19 protein-coding genes and 1 other annotated feature are annotated in these 23716 nt (G+C 63.3%); of the genes, 11 read left to right on the forward strand and 8 right to left on the reverse strand.

Translation table 11 applies throughout. The features are described from left to right. Positions 1-28 precede the first annotated feature (28 nt). The 4 genes from greB (at position 29) to BAU07_RS10290 (ending at position 6931) form a co-directional block, all read left to right on the forward strand. Positions 29-577: a transcription elongation factor GreB gene (greB, locus tag BAU07_RS10275; protein WP_066657009.1), complete on the forward strand. Its 549-nt coding sequence runs from the start codon at positions 29-31 to the stop codon at positions 575-577. Between the two features lie 97 nt (positions 578-674). Further along, the gene (purL, locus tag BAU07_RS10280; RefSeq protein WP_066657011.1) at positions 675-4712 is read left to right on the forward strand and encodes a phosphoribosylformylglycinamidine synthase; all 4038 of its coding nucleotides are present in this window, start codon (positions 675-677) and stop codon (positions 4710-4712) included. A 154-nt stretch (positions 4713-4866) separates the two neighbouring features. Further along, complete coding sequence (locus BAU07_RS10285; protein WP_066657013.1) at positions 4867-6339, forward strand: M20 family metallopeptidase; 1473 nt, start codon at positions 4867-4869, stop codon at positions 6337-6339. A 28-nt stretch (positions 6340-6367) separates the two neighbouring features. Further along, positions 6368-6931, forward strand: coding sequence for a DUF1415 domain-containing protein (locus tag BAU07_RS10290; RefSeq protein WP_066657015.1), 564 nt, complete (start codon positions 6368-6370; stop codon positions 6929-6931). A gap of 87 nt (positions 6932-7018) precedes the next feature. Here BAU07_RS10290 and BAU07_RS10295 read toward each other — a convergent pair whose 3' ends face one another. Beyond that, positions 7019-7876, reverse strand: a complete 858-nt coding sequence (locus BAU07_RS10295) for a class I SAM-dependent methyltransferase (protein ID WP_066657017.1) — start codon at positions 7874-7876, stop codon at positions 7019-7021. A gap of 367 nt (positions 7877-8243) precedes the next feature. Between BAU07_RS10295 and fusA the strand changes: the two genes are divergently transcribed. The 5 genes from fusA to BAU07_RS10320 all read left to right on the forward strand — a co-directional run bounded on the left by fusA (position 8244) and on the right by BAU07_RS10320 (position 15330). Continuing rightward, positions 8244-10352, forward strand: a complete 2109-nt coding sequence (gene fusA, locus BAU07_RS10300) for an elongation factor G (RefSeq protein ID WP_066657019.1) — start codon at positions 8244-8246, stop codon at positions 10350-10352. A gap of 162 nt (positions 10353-10514) precedes the next feature. Beyond that, positions 10515-11975 carry an IMP dehydrogenase gene (guaB, locus tag BAU07_RS10305; protein ID WP_066657025.1) on the forward strand — a complete coding sequence of 487 codons (1461 nt, stop codon included), beginning with the start codon at positions 10515-10517 and terminating at the stop codon, positions 11973-11975. A gap of 101 nt (positions 11976-12076) precedes the next feature. Continuing rightward, on the forward strand, positions 12077-13669 hold the full coding sequence (gene guaA, locus BAU07_RS10310) for a glutamine-hydrolyzing GMP synthase (RefSeq protein WP_066657026.1): 1593 nt from the start codon (positions 12077-12079) through the stop codon (positions 13667-13669). A gap of 252 nt (positions 13670-13921) precedes the next feature. Beyond that, positions 13922-14683, forward strand: coding sequence for a DUF72 domain-containing protein (locus tag BAU07_RS10315; RefSeq protein WP_066657027.1), 762 nt, complete (start codon positions 13922-13924; stop codon positions 14681-14683). A gap of 116 nt (positions 14684-14799) precedes the next feature. Continuing rightward, a complete protein-coding gene (locus BAU07_RS10320; RefSeq protein WP_066657028.1) occupies positions 14800-15330 on the forward strand; it encodes a 2'-5' RNA ligase family protein in 531 nt (176 codons plus the stop codon). Positions 15331-16009: 679 nt separating this feature from the next. On the opposite strand, the gene BAU07_RS10330 is transcribed toward BAU07_RS10320, so the two are convergent. After that, positions 16010-16981, reverse strand: a complete 972-nt coding sequence (locus BAU07_RS10330) for an AraC family transcriptional regulator (RefSeq protein WP_415830271.1) — start codon at positions 16979-16981, stop codon at positions 16010-16012. A gap of 94 nt (positions 16982-17075) precedes the next feature. Here BAU07_RS10330 and BAU07_RS10335 point away from each other — a divergent pair, with 94 nt between their 5' ends. After that, positions 17076-18122, forward strand: a complete 1047-nt coding sequence (locus tag BAU07_RS10335) for an SDR family oxidoreductase (RefSeq protein WP_066657037.1) — start codon at positions 17076-17078, stop codon at positions 18120-18122. 80 nt (positions 18123-18202) lie between these two features. Here BAU07_RS10335 and BAU07_RS27790 read toward each other — a convergent pair whose 3' ends face one another. Then, a complete protein-coding gene (locus BAU07_RS27790) occupies positions 18203-18379 on the reverse strand; it encodes an AbiH family protein (protein ID WP_157122174.1) in 177 nt (58 codons plus the stop codon). Positions 18380-18713: 334 nt separating this feature from the next. On the opposite strand from BAU07_RS27790, the gene BAU07_RS26765 reads away from it, so the two are divergent. Beyond that, positions 18714-19445: an AraC family transcriptional regulator gene (locus tag BAU07_RS26765; protein WP_198168888.1), complete on the forward strand. Its 732-nt coding sequence runs from the start codon at positions 18714-18716 to the stop codon at positions 19443-19445. A gap of 667 nt (positions 19446-20112) precedes the next feature. On the opposite strand, the gene BAU07_RS10345 is transcribed toward BAU07_RS26765, so the two are convergent. The 5 genes from BAU07_RS10345 to BAU07_RS10360 all read right to left on the reverse strand — a co-directional run bounded on the left by BAU07_RS10345 (position 20113) and on the right by BAU07_RS10360 (position 23711). After that, a protein-coding gene (locus tag BAU07_RS10345; RefSeq protein ID WP_157122175.1) for an IS3 family transposase occupies positions 20113-21353 on the reverse strand; the annotation gives its coding sequence in 2 pieces (ribosomal slippage) (positions 20113-21068 and positions 21068-21353; 1242 coding nt in all). After that, positions 20953-21069, reverse strand: a sequence feature (AL1L pseudoknot). It overlaps the preceding gene by 117 nt. Positions 21354-21400: 47 nt before the next feature. Beyond that, a complete protein-coding gene (locus BAU07_RS10355) occupies positions 21401-21742 on the reverse strand; it encodes an antibiotic biosynthesis monooxygenase family protein (protein WP_066665246.1) in 342 nt (113 codons plus the stop codon). A 75-nt stretch (positions 21743-21817) separates the two neighbouring features. After that, a complete protein-coding gene (locus BAU07_RS27530; protein ID WP_232338276.1) occupies positions 21818-21958 on the reverse strand; it encodes a zinc-binding dehydrogenase in 141 nt (46 codons plus the stop codon). A gap of 69 nt (positions 21959-22027) precedes the next feature. Beyond that, positions 22028-22786 (reverse strand): quinone oxidoreductase family protein, encoded by a 759-nt coding sequence (locus BAU07_RS26770; protein ID WP_232338277.1) that lies wholly within the window; start codon positions 22784-22786, stop codon positions 22028-22030. Positions 22787-22898: 112 nt separating this feature from the next. Further along, a complete protein-coding gene (locus tag BAU07_RS10360) occupies positions 22899-23711 on the reverse strand; it encodes an IS3 family transposase (protein WP_157122462.1) in 813 nt (270 codons plus the stop codon). Between the last annotated feature and the right edge of the window lie 5 nt (positions 23712-23716).

Here is a 23716-nt window from a genome sequence, read left to right on the forward strand (position 1 = left end):
TTCCCGCGGTTCCCATCCGAGTCACGTTATGAACAAAGCCTTTGTGAAAGAGTCCGAACAGGACGAAGACGACGATATTCCCCATGCGCAGGCCTTGCCGCCCGGTACCCGCAACTACATCACGCCGGAAGGCTACGGGCGGCTGCGCGACGAGCTGACGCAACTGATGAACGTCGAGCGCCCCGCCGTCGTGCAGGTCGTTTCGTGGGCGGCGTCCAACGGCGACCGATCCGAGAACGGCGATTACCTCTACGGCAAGAAGCGCTTGCGCGAGATCGACCGCCGCATGCGCTTTCTGACGCGCAGGCTCGACATCGCCGAGGTGGTCGATCCCGCCGCACAGCCCAATCGCGACCAGGTGTTCTTCGGGGCCACCGTGCTTTACCTGGACAGCGCCGGCGAAGAACATCAGGTGACCATCGTCGGCGTGGACGAAGCCGAGCCACTGGCCGGCAAGATCAGCTGGATTTCCCCCGTGGCGCGGGCGCTGATCAAGTCACGCGAAGGCGATACGGTGACCTTGCGCACCCCTGGGGGCGTTGAGACCCTGGAGATACTCGAGGTCCGCTATCCCTGAGCGGCGGGCCACGCCGGGCCGCTCGATCCGTCCTCGCAGTCAAGTGCGCCGTAGCAGGTAAAATTCCGTTTTTGCCCTCCTCCCTACGGCGCCCATCGTGTCCATCGTTCAGTACCTTCCCGGTTCCTCCGTCCTGTCTACTTTCCGCCGCGAGCGCCTGCTCGCCCAACTGAAGCAGGCGGGGCTGCCGGTGGCCGATATCTCGGCCCGTTACGAGCATTTCGTGCTGTGCGATGCGGCGCTGGCCCCGGAAGACCAGCGCCGTCTGGCGGAACTGCTGGACTACGGCGCTCCGTACGAGGGCGCCGAACCCGCCAAGGCCCTGGTGCTGCGCGTCATCCCGCGCCTGGGCACGATTTCGCCCTGGGCGAGCAAGGCCACCGATATCGCCCGCAACTGCGGCTTTGCCGACGTGCGGCGGGTCGAGCGGGGCGTCCGCTACCTGCTGGTGCCCGAGCGCGGCTTGTTGGGCGCCAAGTCCTTCGACGACGCCATGCTGGCGCGCGCGGCGGATTGCCTGCATGACCGCATGACCGAAACCGTGGTGGACGCGGACTTCGAAGGCCAGGCGCTTTTCGCGCCGGTGGAAGGCAGGCCGATGCGTACGGTGCCCGTGCTGGCCCAGGGCCGCGGGGCGCTGGCCGAGGCCAATACCAGCCTGGGCCTGGCCCTGTCCGACGACGAGATCGACTATCTGGCCGAGGCCTTCGCCCGCCTGGAGCGCGATCCGACGGATGTCGAACTGATGATGTTCGCGCAGGCCAACAGCGAGCACTGCCGGCACAAGATTTTCAATGCCCAGTGGGTCATCGACGGGCAGCCGCAGGACCAGACGCTGTTCGGGATGATCCGGGCCACGCATGCCGCGCAGCCGGGCGGCACGGTTGTCGCATATTCCGACAACGCCGCCATCATGGAAGGCGGGCCGGCGCAGCGTTTCCATGCAGGGGTGGCGGGGGCCGGGAACGACGCCCTGACCTACAAGCGCCGCGACGCGACGGTCCATACCTTGATGAAGGTGGAGACCCATAATCACCCCACTGCCATCGCGCCCTTCCCAGGGGCATCCACCGGTGCCGGCGGCGAGATCCGTGACGAAGGCGCCACCGGGCGCGGCTCCAAGCCCAAGGCGGGACTCACGGGGTTCACCGTGTCGCACCTGCGCTTCGACGACGCGCCGCAACCGTGGGAAGCCGATCATCACGGCTTGCCCGACCGCATCGCCACGCCGCTGTCCATCATGATCGACGGGCCGATCGGCGGCGCCGCCTTCAACAACGAGTTCGGACGGCCGAACCTGCTGGGTTATTTCCGCGCATTCGAGCAGACCGCAGGCGGTACGCGCTGGGGCTACCACAAGCCCATCATGATCGCGGGTGGGCTGGGCAGCATCGACGCGGGCCTGACGCATAAGGAAAGAATCCCGCCTGGCGCCTTGCTGATCCAACTGGGCGGTCCGGGCCTGCGTATCGGCATGGGCGGCGGCGCCGCCTCCAGCATGGGCGTGGGCAGCAACAGCGCGGACCTGGACTTCGATTCGGTCCAGCGCGGCAATCCGGAAATCGAGCGGCGCGCGCAGGAAGTGATCGACCGCTGCTGGCAGCAAGGCGAGGACAACCCCATCCTGGCCATCCATGACGTCGGCGCAGGCGGCCTGTCCAATGCCTTTCCCGAGCTGGTGAACGATGCCGGGCGCGGCGCGGTTTTCGATCTCAAGCGTGTGCCGGTGGAGGAATCCGGCATGTCGCCGGCCGAGATCTGGAGCAACGAATCGCAGGAGCGCTATGTCCTGGCCGTCATGCCGGACGACCTGGCGCGCTTCGACGCTATCGCCCGCCGCGAACGCTGCCCTTATGCGGTGGTCGGCGTGGCGACGGAAGAGCGCCAACTGCGTGTGGTGCAGGGCGAAGGGCTGCCTGGCCTCGACGTCCCGGGCGAAGCGGCTGGCCCGGTGCGGCCGGTCGACGTGCCGATCGACGTGATCCTGGGCAAGCCCCCCCGCATGACGCGCGACGTGAAGCGCCTGCCCGGTGCGGCCGAGCCGCTGGACCTGGCCGGCATAGACCTCACCGAAGCGGCCTACCGCGTGCTGCGCCATCCCACCGTCGCCAACAAGTCCTTCCTGATTACCATTGGCGATCGCACCGTGGGCGGCCTGTCGGCGCGCGACCAGATGGTCGGACCGTGGCAGGTTCCCGTGGCCGATTGCGCGGTGACGCTGGCCGACTACGAAGGTTTCCGTGGCGAAGCCATGGCCATGGGTGAACGCACGCCGATCGCGATGATCGACGCGCCGGCTTCCGGCCGCATGGCGGTCGCCGAAGCGCTGACGAATCTGGCGGCGGCCGATGTGCAGCAGGTCGAACACATCAAGCTGTCGGCCAACTGGATGGCCGCCTGCGGCGTGGCGGGGCAGGATGCGGCCCTGTACGACACCGTGTCGGCAGTCAGTACGCTATGCCAGGCGGTGGGCTTGTCGATTCCCGTGGGCAAGGATTCCTTGTCCATGAGGACCTCCTGGGCGCAGGACGGCGAGCAGCGCCAGGTCGTGGCCCCGGTGTCCTTGATCGTGACCGCTTTTGCCCCCGTCGCCGACGCGCGACGCAGCCTGACGCCGCAGTTGCGCACCGATGCGGGCGACAGCGTGCTCATACTGGTCGACCTGGGTCGCGGTCAGCATCGCATGGGTGGATCGATCCTGGCACAGGCCTACAACCAGGTGGGCACCACGGTCCCCGACATCGACGTGCCGCAGGACCTGCGCGCATTCTTCATCACCATTCGTACGCTGGCCGAAGCCGGCACGCTGCTGGCCTACCACGATCGTTCCGATGGGGGCCTGTTCGCCACGATCTGCGAAATGGCGTTCGCCGGGCACACCGGTGTCTCGGTCAACCTGGACATGCTGACCTTCGACGCCAATTCGGCCGATTGGGGAGACTACAAAATCCGCCCGGATCAGGTGGCCGTGCAGCGGGAGGAATTGACCTTGAAGGCACTGTTCTCGGAAGAGGCGGGCGCCGTCATCCAGGTGCCGGCGGCGCAGCGCGATGCCGTCATGCAGGTGTTGCGCGGCGCGGGATTGTCCAAGTTTGCCCATGTGATCGGCGGATTGAACGATAGCGACGACGTCGAGTTCTACCGCGACGGCCGCAAAATCTGGAGCCAGCCGCGTGCCGAACTGGGCCGCGCATGGAGCGAAGTCAGCTACCGCATCATGGCGCGCCGGGACAACCCCGCCTGCGCCCAGGCCGAGCTCGATACATGGGCGGACAAGGCGGACCCGGGCCTGTCCCCCGTCGTGACCTTCGATCCGCAGGAAGATGTGGCGGCGCCTTACATCGCCACCGGCAAGCGGCCGCGGGTGGCGATCCTGCGGGAGCAGGGGTGCAACAGCCAGGTCGAGATGGCCTGGGCGTTCGACACCGCAGGCTTCGAGGCGGTGGACGTGCACATGACGGACCTGCTGGCCGGCCGTGCGGACCTGCAAGGGATGCACGGCATGGTCGCCGTTGGCGGGTTCAGCTACGGCGATGTACTGGGCGCTGGCGAAGGCTGGGCCCGTACCATCCGCTTCAACAGCCAACTGGCCGATCGTTTCGCCGCCTTCTTTGCGCGCCCCGACACCTTCGGGCTGGGCGTCTGCAATGGCGCGCAGATGTTCGCCGCCTTGGCGAGCATGATCCCGGGTGCCCAGGCCTGGCCGCGCTTTACGCGCAACGTTTCCGAGAAGTACGAAGCGCGCCTGGCGCTGGTCCAGATCGCCGATACGCCATCCATTTTCTTCGCCGGCATGCAGGGCACCCGCGTGCCGGTGGCCGTCGCGCATGGCGAGGGCTATGCAAATTTCGCGCGGCAGGGCGACCCGTCGCAGGTCATCGCGGCAGTGCGCTATGTCGACCATCGCGGCACGGCAACCGAAACCTATCCGTTCAACCCGAACGGCAGCCCGGACGGCATCGCGGCCGTCACCACGGCGGACGGGCGCTTCACCGCCATCATGCCGCATCCGGAGCGCGTCACGCGCAACGTGATGATGTCCTGGGCGCCGGAAAAGTGGGGTGATCGTGACAGCGGCGGCGCCTTCAGCCCCTGGATGCGCGCGTTCCGCAATGCGCGCGCCTGGATGAAGTAGGGCGCTTGCAGTACGCCATTCCGTTGCCGTCTCGTGATGGCGCCGTTTCTGTCATGACACCTGGCTGAAACGCGCGCCGGGTCGGTGCGCCGGGATGGTGGGCGTGCGGCGGGCGTCCTACAATAACGTTTTCCGCCGGCACCAAGGAATCTCCATGAACGCTCGTGTCCCAGAATCCGCGCTTCCCGGTCCCCTGGATCCGCAGGTGCTGCAGGCCTACGTCGACCAGAAATGGGATCAGGAGATACTGCCGGCATTGACCGATTACATCGCCATCCCGGCCAAGAGCCCGGCTTTCGATGCCGAATGGGAGGCCAACGCCTATATCGACCGGGTGGTGCGCGACGCGGCCCAATGGGTGGAGGCGCAGAAGGTCGGCGGCCTGACGCTGGAAGTGGTGCGCCTGCCGGGGCGCACGCCGGTCATCTTCTTCGATGCGCCGTCCACGCGCAGCGATAACGGCGACACCGTGCTCTTGTATGGCCACCTGGACAAGCAACCGGAGTTTTCCGGCTGGCGGCCCGGCCTGGGACCCTGGACGCCCAAGTACGAGGACGGCAAGCTTTACGGCCGAGGCGGCGCCGACGACGGCTACGCCATCTATGCTTCCCTGACGGCGATCCTGGCCCTGGACAAGCAGGGCATCCCGCGGCCTCGCTGCGTCGGTATCGTCGAAACTTGCGAGGAGTCCGGCAGCTACGACCTGCTGCCTTATGTCGACGCCCTGCGGCATCGCCTGGGCAACGTCGCCTTGGTGGTGTGCCTGGATTCCGGCGCTGGCAACTACGACCAGCTATGGATGACCACGTCGTTGCGCGGCATGGTGTCCGGAACTTTGGAAGTGCAGGTCCTGGACGAAGGCGTGCATTCCGGTGACTCCAGCGGCGTGGTTCCGTCCAGCTTCCGTATCCTGCGCCATTTGCTCGACCGTCTGGAGGACAGCGCAACCGGCCGGCTGCTGCCGCAAAGCTTCCATTGCGAGATCCCGGCCGAGCGCATCGAGCAGGTGCGCGCCACGGCGAAGATCCTGGGTGATGAAGTGTGGCGGCGTTTTCCCTGGAGCTGTGGTGCGGACGGCGGCTTCGTGCTGCCCATGACCACCGAGCCGGAAGAGGCGCTGCTGAATCGTACCTGGCGCCCGACCTTGTCGGTTACCGGCGCGGATGGGCTGCCGCCGCTTTCCAACGCGGGTAACGTCCTGCGTCCCCGCACCGCGTTCAAGCTGTCGCTGCGGTTGCCGCCTTTGGTCGATGCCGTCGTGGCCGCGCAGGAACTGAAAACCCTGCTGGAGGGCGACGCACCGTACAACGCCAAGGTCTTGTTCAAGCCTAGCGAAGGCCAGGCGACCGGCTGGAATGCGCCGGCCACCCAGCCCTGGCTGACCGCCGCCCTGGACGCCGCCTCGCAGCAGTATTACGGCGCGCCCTGCGGCTATATCGGGCAGGGCGGCACGATCCCGCTGATGAATACCTTGCAGCAAGGTTTCCCCAAGGCGCAGTTCATGGTGTGCGGGGTGCTCGGTCCCAAGTCGAATGCCCACGGTCCCAACGAATTCCTGCACGTTCCCTACGGCAAGAAATTGACGGCCGCCGTCGCCCAAACCATCGCGGCGATGCCGGCGGCGTAAGGCCGGGCACGCTGCCGGAGCGTCGGCCATGATCACGGACGGGGAAATTGCCCGGCAGGCCATCACCGCCACTCAGGCGTGGCTTACTCGGGCCGTCATAGGCTTGAACCTGTGCCCTTTTGCCAAGAGCGTGCACGTCAAGGGCCAGATCCGCTATGCCGTCAGCGACGCGACCGACCCGCTGGGGGTCGTCGCGGACCTGGAATCCGAATTGCGCCTGCTGGCGGACGCGGATGCGGCACGGTTGGATACGACCTTGCTGATCCTGCCCATGGCTTTGCAGGACTTCCAGACATACAACGACTTCCTGGCGCTGGCAGACCGCTCCATCAAGCGCTTGCGGCTGCGCGGCGTCTTCCAGATCGCCAGCTTCCATCCGGAATACCAGTTTGCCGATAGCGAACCGGACGATATCGAGAACTACACCAACCGGTCGCCGTATCCCATCCTGCATCTGCTGCGTGAAGACAGCATCGCGCGCGCCATCCAGGCGTATCCCGATCCGGAAGGCATCTACGAGCGCAACCAGGAAACGCTGCGGCGGCTGGGGCAGGCGGGATGGCGCAGGCTGTTTACCGACTCGTCCGCTTGACGCGCGCGGAAGGACCTGTGTGTGCGGGGAACGCCGGGCGCCGGCGCCACCGGGTGTCCGGTGAATCGCGGCGAAAGTCGTGTGGAGTCAATCTTCCACGGCCATCGCGGTATCCGCTTCGGGGGCGAAGAAGCGCGTTCGTAATTCGTCGAGTCCAATGCGGCCGAGCATGGCCTCGAGCCGTTCCGCCGCGCGGCGGCGTGGGAGGTTCTTGTACTGCGCGATGATCAACTCGTTTTTCATCGAGTGTTCCCAGCCGACGAGTTCCGTCACGCTGACCTGGTAGCCGTGCGCCTCCAGTTGCAGGCAGCGCAGCACATTCGTCACCTGGCTGCCGAACTCGCGCGTGTGCAAGGGATGGCGCCAGATCTCCGACAAGGGATCGCCCATCACTTTGCGCTTGTTCCGGCGCAATGCGGCTGCCACCTCCGCCTGGCAGCAAGGCACGACCACGATGTAGCGCGCCTGCTTGCGCAGGGCGAAACGGATCGCGTCATCGGTAGCCGTATCGCAGGCATGCAGGGCGGTAACGATGTCCACGGCCGCCGGCAGTTCCTCCGCGTCGATCGCTTCCGCCACGGACAGGTTCAGAAAACTCATGCCCTCGGCGAAGCCCAGCCGTTGCGCCAGTTCGAGCGAATGCTGTACGAGGGCTTCCCGGGTCTCGATGCCGAAGATATGCGAACCATCCCCCAGATCCTTGAAGAACAGGTCGTACAGGATGAAGCCGAGGTATGACTTGCCGGCGCCATGGTCCACCAGGCGTATGTCGCGGCCGTCCTCCTTCAGGCTCTTGAGCAGCGGCTCGATGAACTGGAAGAGGTGGTAGACCTGTTTGAGCTTGCGCCGGCTGTCCTGGTTCATCTTGCCGTCGCGCGTCAGGATGTGCAGTTCCTTGAGCAGCTCAATGGATTGGCCGGGACGGATTTCTTGCGTGTTGGACATGGGAGGACAGCGAGGTGATGGCGCGTCCGGCGAAGGGGCCGAGGCGCCTGCCGGAGGGGCCATTCTACTTGCATCCGGGCGGACCCTGCTGGCGCGGCGCTGCCGCGGCCGCCACCACGGTACTTGTCCGGCGCTTCCGCCGGTGCAGGCCTTGCCGCCGTTCCGCCAGCTTCGACAGGCCTTCAAAAAATCAGGGACGGGATCTTGAAAATTCCTGGTCCCGCCTCAATTGGTTCAGCTTGCCGTCGCTTGCGCTTTGCCCAGCGCAAGGCGAAGATAGCGGGCGGATATCCGCGCGTGCGCGTCGTGCGCCGCCGATGCCGGTCCCCCGCGCTGCGCCGGGACGGCCCATCCTTGGAGAACCATCGTGCCTCGCAAGACCCCTATCGAAAACTACCGCAACATCGGTATCAGCGCGCACATCGACGCCGGCAAGACGACGACCACCGAGCGCATTCTTTTCTATACCGGGGTGAACCACAAAATCGGCGAAGTGCACGACGGCGCTGCGACCATGGACTGGATGGAGCAGGAGCAGGAACGCGGCATTACCATCACGTCGGCCGCCACCACCGCCTTCTGGCGCGGCATGGCCGGCAACTACCCCGAGCACCGCATCAACATCATCGATACCCCGGGCCACGTGGACTTTACCATCGAAGTCGAACGCTCCATGCGGGTGCTCGATGGCGCCTGCATGGTCTATGACTCCGTCGGCGGCGTACAGCCGCAGTCCGAAACGGTCTGGCGCCAGGCCAACAAGTACGGCGTTCCCCGTATCGCCTTCGTCAACAAGATGGACCGCGTCGGCGCGGATTTCTTCCGCGTGCAGCGCCAGATCGGCGAACGTCTCAAAGGCGTCGCGGTGCCCGTGCAGATACCTGTCGGCGCCGAAGACCACTTCCAGGGCGTCATCGACCTGGTCAAGATGCAGGCCATCATCTGGAATGAGGCCGACCAGGGCCTGACCTTCCAATACGTCGACATCCCGGCCGAGTTGCGCGAGCTGGCGCAGGAATGGCACGACAAAATGGTGGAGGCCGCGGCCGAGGCCAATGAAGAACTGCTGGACAAATACCTGGGCGGCGAAACCCTGACCGAGGAAGAAATCAAGAAGGGGCTGCGCACGCGGACCATCGCCAACGAGATCGTCCCCATGCTGTGTGGCAGCGCCTTCAAGAACAAAGGCGTGCAGGCCATGCTGGACGCCGTCATCGACTACCTGCCGTCGCCGGTCGACGTACCCGCCATCATGGGCCACGACGAACAGGACAAGGAAGTCGAGCGTCATCCCGCCGACGACGAAAAATTCTCCGCGCTGGCCTTCAAGATCATGACCGACCCCTTCGTCGGCCAACTGGTTTTCTTCCGGGTGTACTCCGGCGTGGTCAACTCCGGCGATACGATCTTCGTCTCCAGCAAAGGCAAGAAGGAGCGCCTGGGCCGCATCCTGCAGATGCACGCCAACGAGCGCAAGGAGATCAAGGAAGTGCGCGCCGGCGACATTGCCGCTGCGGTGGGCCTGAAGGACGTCACCACCGGCGATACCCTGTGCGACGTCTCGCAGCCCATCGTCCTGGAAAGAATGATTTTCCCCGAGCCGGTCATTTCCCAGGCCGTCGAGCCCAAGACCCAGGTCGACCAGGAGAAGATGGGGGTGGCCCTGAATCGCCTGGCGCAGGAAGACCCGTCCTTCCGGGTGCACACCGATGAAGAGTCTGGCCAGACCATCATTTCCGGCATGGGTGAGCTGCACCTGGAAATCCTGATCGACCGCATGAAGCGCGAATTCGGGGTGGAGGCCACCGTAGGCAAGCCCCAGGTCGCGTATCGTGAGACCGTGCGCGCCAAGGCAAGCGATGTCGAGGGCAAGTTCGTCAAGCAGTCGGGTGGCCGAGGCCAGTACGGCCACGCCGTCATCACGCTGGAGCCGAACGAGGCAGGCAAGGGCTACGAGTTCGTCGATGCCATCAAGGGCGGCGTCATCCCGCGCGAATACATTCCCGCGGTGGACAAGGGCATCCAGGACACCCTGAAGTCCGGCATCCTGGCCGGCTATCCGGTCGTCGATGTCAAGGTCACCCTGACCTTCGGTTCCTACCACGACGTGGACTCCAACGAAAACGCCTTCCGCATGGCCGGTTCCATGGCGTTCAAGGAAGCCATGCGGCGGGCCAAGCCCGTGCTGCTGGAGCCCATGATGCACGTCGAGGTCGAAACGCCGGAGGACTTCATGGGCAACGTCATGGGGGATCTGTCATCTCGCCGCGGCATGGTCCAGGGGATGGACGACATTGCGGGCGGCGGTGGCAAGATTGTGCGCGCCGAGGTGCCTCTCTCCGAAATGTTCGGCTATTCGACGTCGCTGCGTTCGCTCACGCAGGGCCGCGCCACGTACACCATGGAGTTCAAGCACTATGCGGAAGTGCCGCGCCAGATCGCCGACGAGGTAATGGCCGCGAAGACGGCGAAGTAGGCGGATCCGGGCCACGGGCCTGCGCAGGAAGGGGTAGACAGGGGCGGCCGCTGAAGCGGCCGCCCCTGTTTTGATCTGCCCGCGGGCCTCGCAGTATCAAGGTTTACCCCTAGTAAAACGCGCCGAAACGCGTATAATCTTGCTTTGCGCCCGGAGTTTCCCATGCGTCTCATCCAAACCGCGCTCACCTTCGACGACGTTCTGTTGGTGCCCGCGTTCTCCCAGGTGTTGCCGCGCGACACCTCGCTGGTCACCCGCCTCAGCCGCAACATCACCCTGAATATCCCGCTCGTGTCCGCCGCCATGGACACCGTGACGGAGTCGCGCCTGGCGATCGCCATGGCGCAAGAGGGTGGGATCGGCATCATCCACAAGAACCTGACGGCCGATGAGCAGGCCAAGGAAGTCGCGCGGGTCAAGCGTCACGAATTCGGCATCGTCATCGATCCGATTACCGTCACGCCGCAGATGAAGGTACGCGACGCCATCGCACTGCAACGCCAGCATGGGATTTCGGGCCTGCCGGTGGTGGAAGGGCGCAAGGTCGTCGGTATCGTCACCAACCGCGACCTGCGATTCGAGTCGCGCCTGGACGAGCCCCTGCGCAACATCATGACGCCGCAGGAACGCCTGGTCACCATGCGCGAAGGCGCCACCCTGGACGAGGCGCAGCACCTGATGCACAAGCACCGCCTGGAGCGCGTGCTTATCGTCAATGACCGCTTCGAGCTGCGCGGCCTGGCCACCGTCAAGGACATCGTCAAGAACACCGCGCACCCGCAGGCCAACAAGGATGCCCAGGGCCAGTTGCGCGTGGGCGCCGCGGTCGGCGTGGGCGCCGGCACGGAAGAGCGGGTCGAGAAGCTTGTCGCCGCCGGCGTCGATGTCATCATCGTCGACACCGCGCACGGCCACTCGGCCGGCGTCCTCGAGGGCGTGCGCTGGGTCAAGAAGAACTATCCCAAGGTCGACGTTATCGGCGGCAACATCGCCACCGCCGACGCGGCCCGTGCGCTCGTCGAGCACGGCGCGGATGGCGTCAAGGTCGGCATCGGTCCCGGCTCCATCTGCACGACTCGTGTGGTGGCCGGGGTAGGCGTGCCGCAGATCACGGCCATCTCGGATGTGGCCAAGGCCCTCGAAGGCACGGGCGTACCGCTCATTGCCGACGGCGGCATCCGTTATTCCGGTGACGTCGCCAAAGCCATTGCCGCGGGCGCCTTTGCCTGCATGATGGGCGGCATGTTCGCCGGTACGGAAGAAGCCCCGGGCGAAGTCGTCCTGTTCCAGGGGCGTTCCTACAAGTCGTACCGTGGCATGGGCAGCCTGGGCGCCATGGCGGAAGGCTCCGCCGACCGCTATTTCCAGGATCCCGCCAATAACGCGGACAAGCTGGTGCCCGAAGGCATCGAAGGACGCGTCCCCTACAAGGGCAGCGTCCTCCAGATCATTTACCAGTTGGCCGGCGGGGTGCGCGCGTCCATGGGCTATTGCGGTTGCGCCAACATCGACGAGATGCGCACCAAGACACAGTTCGTGCAGATCACGTCCGCAGGTTTCCGCGAATCGCACGTCCATGACGTGCAGATCACCAAGGAAGCGCCGAACTACCGCGCCGACTGATCGACGGCGATCGCCATGCAGCCATACGCGCACCGGGGGAAGAAAACTTCCCGCCGGTGCGCTTTTATTTAACGGGCGATGCCCGCCACCCAGAGCCAACCATGCACCAGCGCATTCTGATCCTCGATTACGGTTCACAGGTCACCCAGCTGATCGCACGACGCGTGCGCGAAGCAGGCGTGTATTGCGAGATCCATCCCGGCGACGTCGGCGACGACTTTGTGCGCGAACAGATCACGCAGGGCTTGAAAGGCATCATCCTGTCGGGCAGCCACGCATCCGCCTACGCGGAAGATTCCCTGCGCGTACCGCATGCCGTCTTCGAAGTCGGTGTGCCGGTGCTGGGCATCTGCTACGGCATGCAAAGCATGGCGCAACAACTCGGTGGCAAGGTCGCATGGTCGGACCATCGCGAGTTCGGCTATGCCGAGGTGCGCGCGCATGGCCATACGCGCTTGCTGAAGGACATCCAGGACTTCACCACGCCCGAAGGCCACGGCATGCTGAAGGTCTGGATGAGCCATGGCGACAAAGTTACGGAGCTACCGCCCGGTTTCAAGCTCATGGCCTCCACGCCGTCTTGCCCGATCGCCGGCATGGCCGACGAGGCGCGCGGCTTCTACGGCCTGCAGTTCCATCCCGAGGTCACGCATACCGTCCAGGGCAAGGCGCTGCTGGAACGCTTCGTCCACGAGATCTGCGCCTGCAAGGGCGACTGGAACATGCCCGACTACGTATCCGAGGCGGTGGCCCGCATACGGGAACAGGTCGGCAGCGATGAAGTCATCCTGGGCTTGTCCGGGGGCGTCGACTCCTCCGTCGCCGCGGCCCTGATCCACAAGGCCATCGGCGACCAGTTGACCTGCGTGTTCGTCGACCATGGCCTGCTGCGCCTGGACGAGGGCAAGCAGGTCATGCAGACCTTCGCGGAAAACATGGGCGTCAAGATTCTGCACATCGACGCCAGCGAACAGTTCATGGGCAAGCTGGCGGGCGTCTCCGACCCCGAAGCCAAGCGCAAGATCATCGGTCGCGAGTTCGTGGAAGTGTTCCAGGCCGAGGCCGGCAAGCTCAAGGCCGCCAAATGGCTGGCGCAGGGCACGATTTATCCGGACGTGATCGAATCCGCCGGCGCCAAGACCGGCAAGGCGGTTGCCATCAAGTCGCACCACAACGTCGGCGGCCTGCCGGAAACCCTGAACCTGAAGCTGCTGGAGCCCCTGCGCGAGCTGTTCAAGGATGAAGTGCGCGAACTGGGCGTCGCGCTGGGCCTGCCGCCTGGCATGGTGTATCGCCATCCGTTCCCCGGGCCTGGGCTGGGCGTGCGGATACTGGGTGAAGTGAAGACCGAGTATGCGGACCTGCTGCGGCGCGCCGATGCGATTTTCATCGAGGAATTGCGCAGCACGCTGGATCCCCTGAGCGGGAAGTCCTGGTATGACCTGACCTCGCAGGCTTTCGCGGTGTTCCTGCCGGTGAAGAGCGTGGGAGTGATGGGAGATGGGCGTACGTATGACTATGTTGTCGCCTTGCGGGCTGTGCAGACGTCGGATTTCATGACGGCGGATTGGGCGCCGCTGCCGTATCCGCTGTTGGCGAAGGTGAGCTCGCGGATTATCAATGAAGTGCGCGGGATCAATCGCGTGGTGTATGACGTGAGCAGCAAGCCGCCTGCGACGATTGAGTGGGAGTGATCTGACGTCCGGCAGCGACTATCGCCAGTTATCGAAAAACTGTGTCAACGTGGCGAAGGAAGATCGGCGGCTGTCACGCTTGGCTTCCCGGGCGCTGGAAGCTGTTGATCCGGCCCGGCTTAGTTGCCGGCCTTGATAATGTTGTGGGTAAACGGCCAAGGCCTTACCCGCAACAGCCGCCTCAACCCCTTGTCCCGCGCAAGTTTGGCTTGATGTGCCGATAGACGCGGGCGCAGCGCTGTGGAATGCGTCATGAACAAGCCTGGCTGCACCGCCCGCGCCGCGCCCGCCATTCAAGTGGGGTGCGCCGGCTGGTCGATTCCATCGCAGGTATCGAGTCTTTTTTCGTCGGGGGAAAGCCACCTGGAGCGATACGCTCGCGTATATCCATGCGTGGAAATCAATTCATCTTTCTATCGGCCGCACCACCCAAAGACCTATGCCCGCTGGGCCAGCAGTGTGCCGGGTACGTTCCGCTTCAGTGTAAAGGTGCCTCGCACGATCACCCATCAGCTGCGTTTGCAGCAATGTAAAGCGCCTTTACTCGCATTCCTGGGAGAAGTGGCGGCCCTGGAAGACAAGTTGGGGTGCATCCTGCTCCAACTGCCTCCCAGTCTGGCACTCGAAGTAGACCAGGCGAAAAGTTTCTTCTCTTTGCTGCGCAAGTACACACCCGTGCCGGTCGCATGCGAGCCGCGCCATGTCAGTTGGTTCACGCCGCAAGGCGCCGACGTGTTGCGTAAGGCCGGAATCGCCTGCGTCCGGGCGCACCCATCGCCCATCGCCGGCGCGCAACCCTTGGGTGACCAGGCAATGTTCTACATCCGCTTGCACGGGGCGCCCGATGTCTATTACTCGGCTTACGATGACGCTTTTATCGAAGCCGTCGCGTCGCGGATCCGTGAGGCACACGAAGAGGGCAGGGAAGTCTGGTGCATTTTCGATAACACGGCGCGCGGGGCGGCCGTGCCCAACGCTTTGACCTTAATGCGTAAGCTGGGAATAATGCTTTGATTTCAGGTGGCTCGTTGATGATCGAGCGGGAGCAAGGGTGACTCAACAAGACTGTTTGGCGACCGCCAACGCAGCTGACGCAGCCAACGAATCCCCGGCAAACGGGCAAGCCCGCCGTGCCACCGCGGCACAGCTGGTTTTTCGCGTTGCGGCCGACTGTCGAGGACTCGCGGCGCATTTATACGTTCGCCGAGCAACTGTTCTCCATCCATGGTGTTTCGGCCAAGGGGATGGATCCGGGGCGTTTGCACATCACCCTTGATCTGGTTGGACACGACGCGGCCGACACCTTGGTGGACGAGGCCTGTCGTGCGGCCGACACGGTCAGCTTTCCTGCCGTCGTGGCGCACTTCGATTCGGCCATGACGTTTTCGGCGCCCAATGGTCCGCTCGTGCTGCTGGGCGCCGAAGGCCTGGACGACGTACGCAAGCTGCGCACCGTGCTGGGCTGCGCAATGGCCGACCGGGGCTTCGCTGTGCCGCGTGCCTACGAGCCACACATGACCCTATGCTATGACTCGCGGCACCGCTTGGCGCGAACCCCGATCGCGCCGGTCGAGTTTCGTGCTGCGGAATTCGCCCTTGTGAAGAGCCATATCGGGTTGTCACGCCATGAGGTGCTGCGCACGTGGCGGTTGACTGGCTAGCAGGCGGCGGGTGGTGCGAATCTGGCCACGGCGCAATCGGCATATACCGGCCAACCGAGAGATAGTCGGCATATATCGGCCGCCTGAGGCTGCCGAGGTGTCTCGAGCCCAACCCCGACCCGGCTAACCTTTCCAAGCTTTTGACAGCTTGCAGGAGGCGATCGATGGGACGCAGGAGGATCGAGATATTTCAGCATCGACACGCTCGTGCGGTTACACGCCGGTGACACGGTGCGCGTCATCCATGTGTACTACAAGCTGGTGAAGTCCACGCCCAAGGTTGATCCCAAGTTCGTTGCGCCGATCAAGGCGATGATTGAAGAATCACCGTCGTTTGGGTACCGGACGGTTGCCGACCTGTTGGGGTTCAACAAGAACGCCGTGCAACGCGTGTTCCAACTGATGAGCTGGAAGGTCCGCAAACGGCGCATAGGCTTTAGGCCTCGCATCCAGGCCCTTCCATCGGTGCGACGATGCACTGACACTGGTCGACTGATCTGTGCCGAATCTGGGCGGGCCGCGACGGCTGGCCACGTTGACCCTGGTGATGGACTGCCATAGCCGGGAGTTGCTGGGCTGGCACCTGTCGCGCAGCGGCAAGGCCTGCACGGCTGGCAGCGCCTTGGAGCATGCCCTGATCCCCCGGTTCGGTACGCTGGGCCGGGTGCCGGCGCCGTTTCTATTGCGCTCGGACAATGGTTTGGTCTTCACCAGCCGCAGCTATACCGCATTCGGACACTCGCAAGGCAATCCGATATGCCCTGGGGGAGTTGCCGGTTACGCGCTTGAAGGCGGTGCTGAACGCACTTTCGGAGGTGTACCCGAGCGCTTGGGCGATCACCGCTATCGGGCTTTGTTCGTCACGCAGGGCGCGTTCGGCAAGGCGCATGCGCCATTCTGTGAGATAGGTCAGGGGGGCGACGCCTGCGGTCGTTCGGAAATGGAAAGCAAACGTCGTGCGGGACATCGCACATGCCTTGGCAAGTTCGTCGAGATGCCAAGCGCGTGCGGGATCACCATGCATCAACCGGAGGGCGGGCGCGATTCGTGGATCGCCGAGCGCTCGCAGCCATCCGGCCGGCATTGGGGGGGACGTTTTCAGGTGGGCACGGAGGATCTGGATAAAAAGGAGCTGGGCGAGTTGCGTGGATGCGAGCTGCGTGCCGGGCTGTTCGCTGGCTTGTTCTTCAACCAGTTGGTCGAGCAGCCAGCGGAAGGCTGTCGCCTGCGGCGAGGCTGCCGGCACGTGTATCCACGGCGGCAAAACGCCCGCCAATAGCTGCCCGCTGGCCGGATCGAGTAGAACGTGGCCGCCGATATGGCCGAAGTCGGCACCGTCTCCCAGTTGCGTCGTTGTCCTGCCGGCACCGGAAAACAGCCTCATCGCCTCGACAGGCGCGACCTCCAGGTCGCTAGCGAGCACGAAAGATCGCTTCGCCGCCAGAAGGCCGACATCTCCGGTATCGAAGTGGATCGGCGCAGCCTCGCCGTCGATTTGAACCCAGCAACGGCCCTTCACGACCGCAAAGAACTTGATCTTGTCCGGGGCAGGGAAACGGACAGCCCATCGGCCGCCTGCGGTGAAGCCGCCGGTCACGAGCGATTCGGCGCTCGTGACCTTGAGGATGTCGGAAAAAGGGTCGACGCTCATATCCGCACTATTGCGAAAGTAAATCACACTTTTGATTATTCACGGTGCGGGTATTCCTGTCTAACCTGTTGAATTGACCTACCAGGAAATTGGCATGAATAAAAAGCGGGTACTCGTGACCGGCGGAACCGGATTCATCGCGCAGCACTGCATTCTCGCCTTGCTCCGCGAGGGATACAGCGTGCGGACTACCGTTCGTTCGCTGGCGCGGGAAGCGGAAGTGCGATCCAACCTCAAGACGGGTGGCGCCGAGCCGGGGGATCGCCTGTCGTTCGTCACCGCCGATCTGGGCGTCGACCGCGGCTGGGCGGAAGCGACCGCCGGATGCACCTATGTACTGCACGGCGCTTCGCCAACGCCGTCGGGCGGCCAGGTCCGCGAGGAGGATTGGATCAGGCCCGCCGTTGACGGCAATTTGCGGGTGCTGCGCGCCGCGAGGGATGCCGGGGTCAAGCGCGTGGTGCTCACCTCTGCTTTCGGGGCGATCTGCGCCGGACATCCGCAGCTGGATCGGCCGTTCGACGAGACCGACTGGAGCGACCTGACAGGCAACAACATCTGGCCGTATCAGAAATCGAAAACCCTTTCCGAGCGCGCGGCCTGGGACTTCATCGCGCGCGAAGGCGGCGAACTTGAACTATCTGCCGTCAATCCGACGGCGGTGCTTGGTCCGGTACTCGGCCCTGACTATTCGCACTCCATCCGGACAGTAACGACCATGCTGGATGGCCAGTGGGGATGCCCCAAGGTCAATTGCGGCTTTGTCGATGTGCGGGACGTGGCGGATCTGCATGTGCAAGCCATGACGCATCCTGCTGCCAGGGGCGAACGCTTTCTCGCCATCGCTGGCGAAAGCCTGTGGCTGAGCGAGGTTGCGAAGGTGTTGCGCCGTCGCATGGGCCCGGCGGCCAGGAAGGTGCCGACGCGAGAACTTCCCAATTGGCTGGTACGCCTTGCGGCACGGGGAAACCCCGGATTGAGAGGCATCGCCACACTGCTCGGCAGGAGCATGAATGCCACAAGTGAAAAGGCCATCCGCCTGCTCGGCTGGGCACCGCATTCGAGCGAAGAAGCAATCGTTGCTACAGCCGAGAGCCTGATTCGGCTTGGTTTGCTTCGCCAGCCAAGAGGGGGCGGCTAACGCACCAGCGCAGGCGATCATACTTCGTAAGTTGCTCCCGCTTGGAACGGTAGGCAACATGCCAATGAGCGGAAGCAACACTAGGCATCTTTAGCAATGCCTGAACGTAGGGGCGTTCCACATCCGAGAAGGAATGACCCAGCACATGCACGGTTTCGCTCCTTGAACTGCGCATAGCTCGACCGAATCCCATGCCATGGATCGAAACCGTTACCGATGACATAGAGTTTGGTAGGCAGGGCGAAAGGGCTCGCCATTGGTTGAGGCGCCGATGGAGGCGCAGTTGTTCTGCAATGCTTTCTACGTTATCCAAGGTGAGAATCGCGTGTTCGAGGCCGCAGGGTTTCTCGCAGCGTGTCGCGGATGCCATCCTGAGCTGCTTTAGCGGGCCGCAAAGGCCCTCGGCGGGATAGCATCGTAAGACATAAAGCGTGCTTGTATCCAGATGGGCGGCGGCGACCTAAGATGCATCCTTATCGACGATAGGCCTGAAAATGTAGACCGCGTAGGTGGCTCTTCTGTCGCTGACACACGCCTCAGCTGCAAGCGCTGAGGGAAGTCACCCGCGACGACCTGCGGGCGCTGTGCAACATGCCCAAAGGGAGGGCGTTCCGGCTTGCGAGCGATCTGGCCTTGCCGTCGAGCGATGCCACCGCCGTCTTTGCACCCGCGCGGCGTGGCGGCGTTGCCCGCTGCAATGGCGGTGGAGACCTCTTCTTTGCCGGTAGCCGTTTCACCTTGGTCGGCGACCACGCCGATATTCTGCTGGGCGTTCTTCCTACGATCGTCCACATTCGCAAGGAGGTGGATCAGGCGTCCCTGCGCTGGCTCCTCGAGCGCCTGCGCCAGGAGCTGCGCGATCCACAGCCCGGCAGCAGCCTGGTGGCGGAGCATCTCGCCCATCTCATGCTCGTCGAGGCGCTGCGGCTGAATCTGAGGGAGGGGTCGGAGGGGCATGTGGGAAAACTCTTCGCCCTGGCCGAAAAGCAGATGCGCAGGGCGATCGATCACATGCATGCCGATCCGGGACGTCGCTGGACCCTGCAGGAACTGGCCCGGACTGTCGGCGTGTCGAGGACAACCTTTGCTCTGAAGTTCAAGGAGACGGTGGGGCTCTCGGCGATGGACTACCTGACACGCTGCGCATGCTGCTCGCCGGTGAGAGGCTCGCAAATTCCAAAGACACGATTCCCGCCATTGCGGCGGCCTCGGCTACGAGTCCGAGAGCGCCTTCGGCGTGGCCTTCAAGCGGGTCATGGGCTGTTCACCTCGGCAATACAGCCGCGCCGAAGAGATGAAGCTCCTTCCACGGATCGCCGGTAACCGAGAACGGCCGACCATCTGAGTAGGGCGGCGATAAGGCTGAACCCCCGGCATTTTCCGGAGGCTATGGGTTGATCATCGCTTGAATGGACGGTCGGGCTCCGCCTGGGCAAAACATGCGCACGCCTTGCGCGGTATCTCGTTGGCCTGCCGCAGCTTGCGCACTTCAGGTGCGAAACTTGTTGGTCGTCTTGCTCATACAGGCTCCTCCGTCTCAGAAGCTGGAGCCTCCGACAAATCCGGGGGGCGGTGCAGTCTGACGCTTGCATTTGCTACCACCACCGCCACGGCGCGATCCACTATACCCAAGGTTGGGGCGCGCCCTGTCGGAAATCGTTCTCGTGTCGGACGGGCGCTGCAATCACCGCGCAGGCGCAGCCGCAGCGGCGGCATGCTCGCATAGCTCTTCCTTCTCTCCGGATCGGTGAGTCAGGCGCAGGCCAGATCTCCAGCGCGCGGGGAAGGCCTTCCAGATTTCGCTCGCAACCCTTCGTTTGCGGAACGGCATGGTGACGCGTGGGTCTTGGCGGGCCGTCTTGAAGGGCTCCTCTCAATGATTTGAGCCCCCAGCCGCATCATCGGATGTGATCGGACCTCTCTGTCATGTCGCGCAGGTAGCGACCGGGGGAAACTCTGAATCGCCCCGGGTATCACGGAGGCTGTTTGGTTAAAGTAAAAGGGCCTCGTCGGCGGTCTTACCGAGTTGGTTATAGTAGTTTGCCTCAGCCTCGGCCGGCGGGATATAGCCGATGGAGGAATGCAGGCGTTTATGGTTGAACCAGGCGACCCATTCCAGGGTGGCCAGTTCGACGGATTCTCTGGTTTTCCAGGGTGCACGGCGGTGTATCAATTCAGCCTTGTACAGGCCGTTGATGGTCTCGGCCAGGGCGTTGTCGTAACTGTCGCCGCGGCTGCCCACCGAAGGCTCGATGCCGGCTTCTGCCAGGCGTTCGCTATAGCGGATGCTGACGTATTGCGACCCCCTGTCGGAGTGGTGGGTCCGAGAACCGTCATTGCCGGGTTGGCGGGCATACAAGGCTTGCTCCAGCGCGTCGAGCACGAAGTCGTTGGTCATGGACTTGCTCACGCGCCAGCCGACGATGCGTCGGGCGTAGACGTCGATGACGAAAGCCACGTACAGCCAACCCTGCCAGGTCGAGACGTAGGTGAAGTCCGAGACCCAGAGTTGGTTCGGACGGTTGGCCCGGAATTGTCGGTTGACCCAATCCAGCGGGCGGCCTGCTGCGTCATCGGCAATGGTCGTTCGCAGTTGCTTGCCACGCCGTACGCCTTGCAGTCCTTGGGCTCGCATCAGGCGCTCGACTGTGCAGCGGGCCACTGCCACGCCTTCGCGGTTCAGTTGCCGCCAGACCTTGTCGGCGCCGTAGACCCGGTGGTTCTCCTGCCAAACCCGCTGGACATGGGCCTTGAGTTGCTCGTCGCGCCGGGCGCGGTCGCTGCGCCGTGACGGATCACGCAGCCGCGCGGCATGACGCCGATAGGCCGACGGGGCAACCTGCAACACCTTGCAGATCGGCTCGACCCCGTAGACCTCGCGGTGCCGGTCGATATAGGCCTTCACGACTTCAACTTGCGGTCGAGCTTCGCCTGCGCGAAAAAAGCGCTGGCTGTGCGCAGGATGTCATTGGCACGGCGCAGTTCACGGTTCTCCCGCTCCAGCTCCTTGATCCGCTCCCGCTCGCTGGTCGTGACGCCTTCGCGCTGTCTGCTGTCGACTTCGTGGCGTTTGACCCAGTTCAGCAACGTCTGCGCCGAGCAGCCAATCTTCGGCGCGATGGATTCGACTGCCACCCACAGCGACGGATACTCGCCGCGGTGCCCCTGCACCAGCCGCACGGCACGCTCGCGCACTTCAGGGGAAAATTTGTTCGCGTTGTTCTTGCTCATGGCTCCATTCTCTCAAGAGTCGGAGCCTCCGCAAAACCCGGGGCGATTCAGCCACCGTTGGGTCCCGACGTCGGGGAAAAGATCTTCACCACGTTGTACATCCCTGGATCGAACTTCGCTATGGCGAGCGCCTGCTCCAGGTACGGTGACGCGACCGGGTTCGAACGCATTGCTCGATAGTGTTCGGCGCTTTGCCATTGCGCGTACATGGTCACTTTCGTGCCATCGACGCTACTATGAAGAGCGGCGGAAATGAAGCCTGGTACGTGGCGCACAGATGTATCGGTGGCACGTGCAAGCAGGTTGACGAGCTCCTGTTGATTCGCTGGCTCGACCGTGAATACATTAATAAGAGTAACGAATTCGGTATTTTCGGTAATCGTGGTCATGTAGATTTTCTCCATTTAAGGTTTCTATACAACGTGGCGCGGGTTTGTCCAATGAACTAGCTATGCTGCATCCGTTCACGGGTACATAATTACCCGGCCAAAGGCCTGTCTGGACATCACGTAGGCGTGTGCGGCTTGGGCTTCTTGCAATGGAAATTTCTTATCAATTACAACTTTCAGCTCCCCCGTCGCAACACGCTCCAATAAACTATGCACGTTTGCATGAGTACGAACGTGCTCGGAGTCCAACAGCGTAGGAAAGAAGACGCCATGAAGGCTCTGATTTCACCGCCAAAGGCTTACCGGGTCGAGCTTGTCCTGATTTCGGCCAGAAACTCCAACCGTAATAATCCGCCCTCTATATGCCAACGCCTGCACTCCACGCACCAGGGTACTTCCGGCGACGCTGTCGAGAATAAGGTCTACACCTCGGCCATCCGTCAGTGCCGCGACCTCTTTCACAAAATCATTTGTGACGTAATTTATTCCGGCCGTCATGCCATAGGACTTCAGACGCGAAAGGCGTGCGTCATCTGACGCGGTGGCATACACGATAGCTCCGGCACGATGGGCCAGTTGGATCGCGGCCAATCCTAATGCACCTGCTCCTGAATGAATCAGTACCGACTGTCCGCTGACTAAATCGCCTGCGCCAAAAAGGCACTCGTGTGCAGTGCCCCACGCGACAGGTACGGCGGCGGCGATAGTCATATCGAGGGAGTGGGGAATCAGCCATGTATCCGCGGCTGGCGTCGCCACTCTTTGTGCGTGCGATCCCCATGAAAGAACTGCTACAACACGGTCTCCCGGCTGGCGATCGCGTACGTTCTCCCCGATCGCCTTGACTATCCCTGCGCACTGATAGCCGACAATGTGCGGAATACGTACCAGAGGACGAATTTCTCGATTGATTAGATCGCCTCCTTCTATGGAGATGGCTTGTATCTCTATCAGTACGTCGTCAGGACCACATGCCGGTTCATCAACCGTTTCATAGCGGAACACATTCGGCGATCCATTTCCATAATACACGGCAGCCTTCATTATCATTCTCCTTGGATTCGACGATTACTGTGCCGCGATGGGAACGATCGAGCTGATCCGCCAGCCGGCCGCGGTGCGCACCGCTGTATTGACCCAGCGAAACGTGCTCAGGTTAAGCGGCTAATGCAAACGCCTCAGCCGGTGTCTTCATTCCAAGCGCTTGGTGCGGGCGCCGATGGTTGTAAAAGCGTATCCAGTCACCAATCACACGGCTGGCGTGCTGGATGGTCTCAAAGCGGTGGCGATGTACACATTGCTCCTTGAGCGTGCGGATTACCCGTTCGACCATACCGTTCTGCTGAGGGCAATGCGGCGTGATGAACTCCTGGCGCAAGCCGTAGCTGCGTACGAGCGCGGTGTAGCAGCGCGAGGTGAAGACCAGTCCGTTGTCCGATCGGAGCAAGAACGGCGTCGGCACGCGACCTAGCGTTCCGAAGCGGGCGATCAGGGCATGTTCCAGGGCGCTGCCCGCGGTGCATGCCTTGCCACTTCGCGACAGATGCCAGCCAAGTAACTCGCGCGTATGGCAATCGATCACCAGTGCGAGCGTCGCCCAGCCGTCCCGACCGGCCCACACTCGGCACAAATCCGTGGACCAGCGCTCGTTGGGCATTGTCGCCACCGATGGCAGGGCCTGGATGCGTGGCCTGAAGCCGATCGGCCGCTTGCGGACCTGCCAGCCCATTAACTGGAACACACGTTGTACGGTGTTCTTGTTGAACCCTAATAGGTGCGCAACCGTCCGGTAGCCAAACGACGGCGACTCCTCGATCATCGCCTTGATCGGCGCAGCGAATTTGGGATCGATCTTCGGCGCCGACTTAACCGGCTTGTAGTACACCGTGCGGCGCGGCACCTCGAACCAGCGGCACAGCTTGGCGATCGAGACGGTAATGCCGTCGGCTTGTAGTCCCTGGCGGATCATCTCGA

Origin of the sequence: Bordetella flabilis (assembly GCF_001676725.1) — a bacterium.
Lineage (GTDB): Bacteria > Pseudomonadota > Gammaproteobacteria > Burkholderiales > Burkholderiaceae_B > Bordetella_C > Bordetella_C flabilis.

Coding starts and splice junctions, on each gene's coding strand:
- greB (WP_066657009.1), top strand. CDS start 29: ATGAACAAAGCCTTTGTGAAAGAGTCCGAACAGGACGAAGACGACGAT.
- BAU07_RS10285 (WP_066657013.1), top strand. CDS start 4,867: ATGAACGCTCGTGTCCCAGAATCCGCGCTTCCCGGTCCCCTGGATCCG.
- BAU07_RS10290 (WP_066657015.1), top strand. CDS start 6,368: ATGATCACGGACGGGGAAATTGCCCGGCAGGCCATCACCGCCACTCAG.
- BAU07_RS10295 (WP_066657017.1), bottom strand. CDS start 7,876: ATGTCCAACACGCAAGAAATCCGTCCCGGCCAATCCATTGAGCTGCTC.
- guaB (WP_066657025.1), top strand. CDS start 10,515: ATGCGTCTCATCCAAACCGCGCTCACCTTCGACGACGTTCTGTTGGTG.
- guaA (WP_066657026.1), top strand. CDS start 12,077: ATGCACCAGCGCATTCTGATCCTCGATTACGGTTCACAGGTCACCCAG.
- BAU07_RS10315 (WP_066657027.1), top strand. CDS start 13,922: ATGAACAAGCCTGGCTGCACCGCCCGCGCCGCGCCCGCCATTCAAGTG.
- BAU07_RS10330 (WP_415830271.1), bottom strand. CDS start 16,981: ATGAGCGTCGACCCTTTTTCCGACATCCTCAAGGTCACGAGCGCCGAA.
- BAU07_RS10335 (WP_066657037.1), top strand. CDS start 17,076: ATGAATAAAAAGCGGGTACTCGTGACCGGCGGAACCGGATTCATCGCG.
- BAU07_RS27790 (WP_157122174.1), bottom strand. CDS start 18,379: ATGGCGAGCCCTTTCGCCCTGCCTACCAAACTCTATGTCATCGGTAAC.
- BAU07_RS26765 (WP_198168888.1), top strand. CDS start 18,714: ATGCCCAAAGGGAGGGCGTTCCGGCTTGCGAGCGATCTGGCCTTGCCG.
- BAU07_RS10355 (WP_066665246.1), bottom strand. CDS start 21,742: ATGACCACGATTACCGAAAATACCGAATTCGTTACTCTTATTAATGTA.
- BAU07_RS26770 (WP_232338277.1), bottom strand. CDS start 22,786: ATGAAGGCTGCCGTGTATTATGGAAATGGATCGCCGAATGTGTTCCGC.
- BAU07_RS10360 (WP_157122462.1), bottom strand. CDS start 23,711: ATGATCCGCCAGGGACTACAAGCCGACGGCATTACCGTCTCGATCGCC.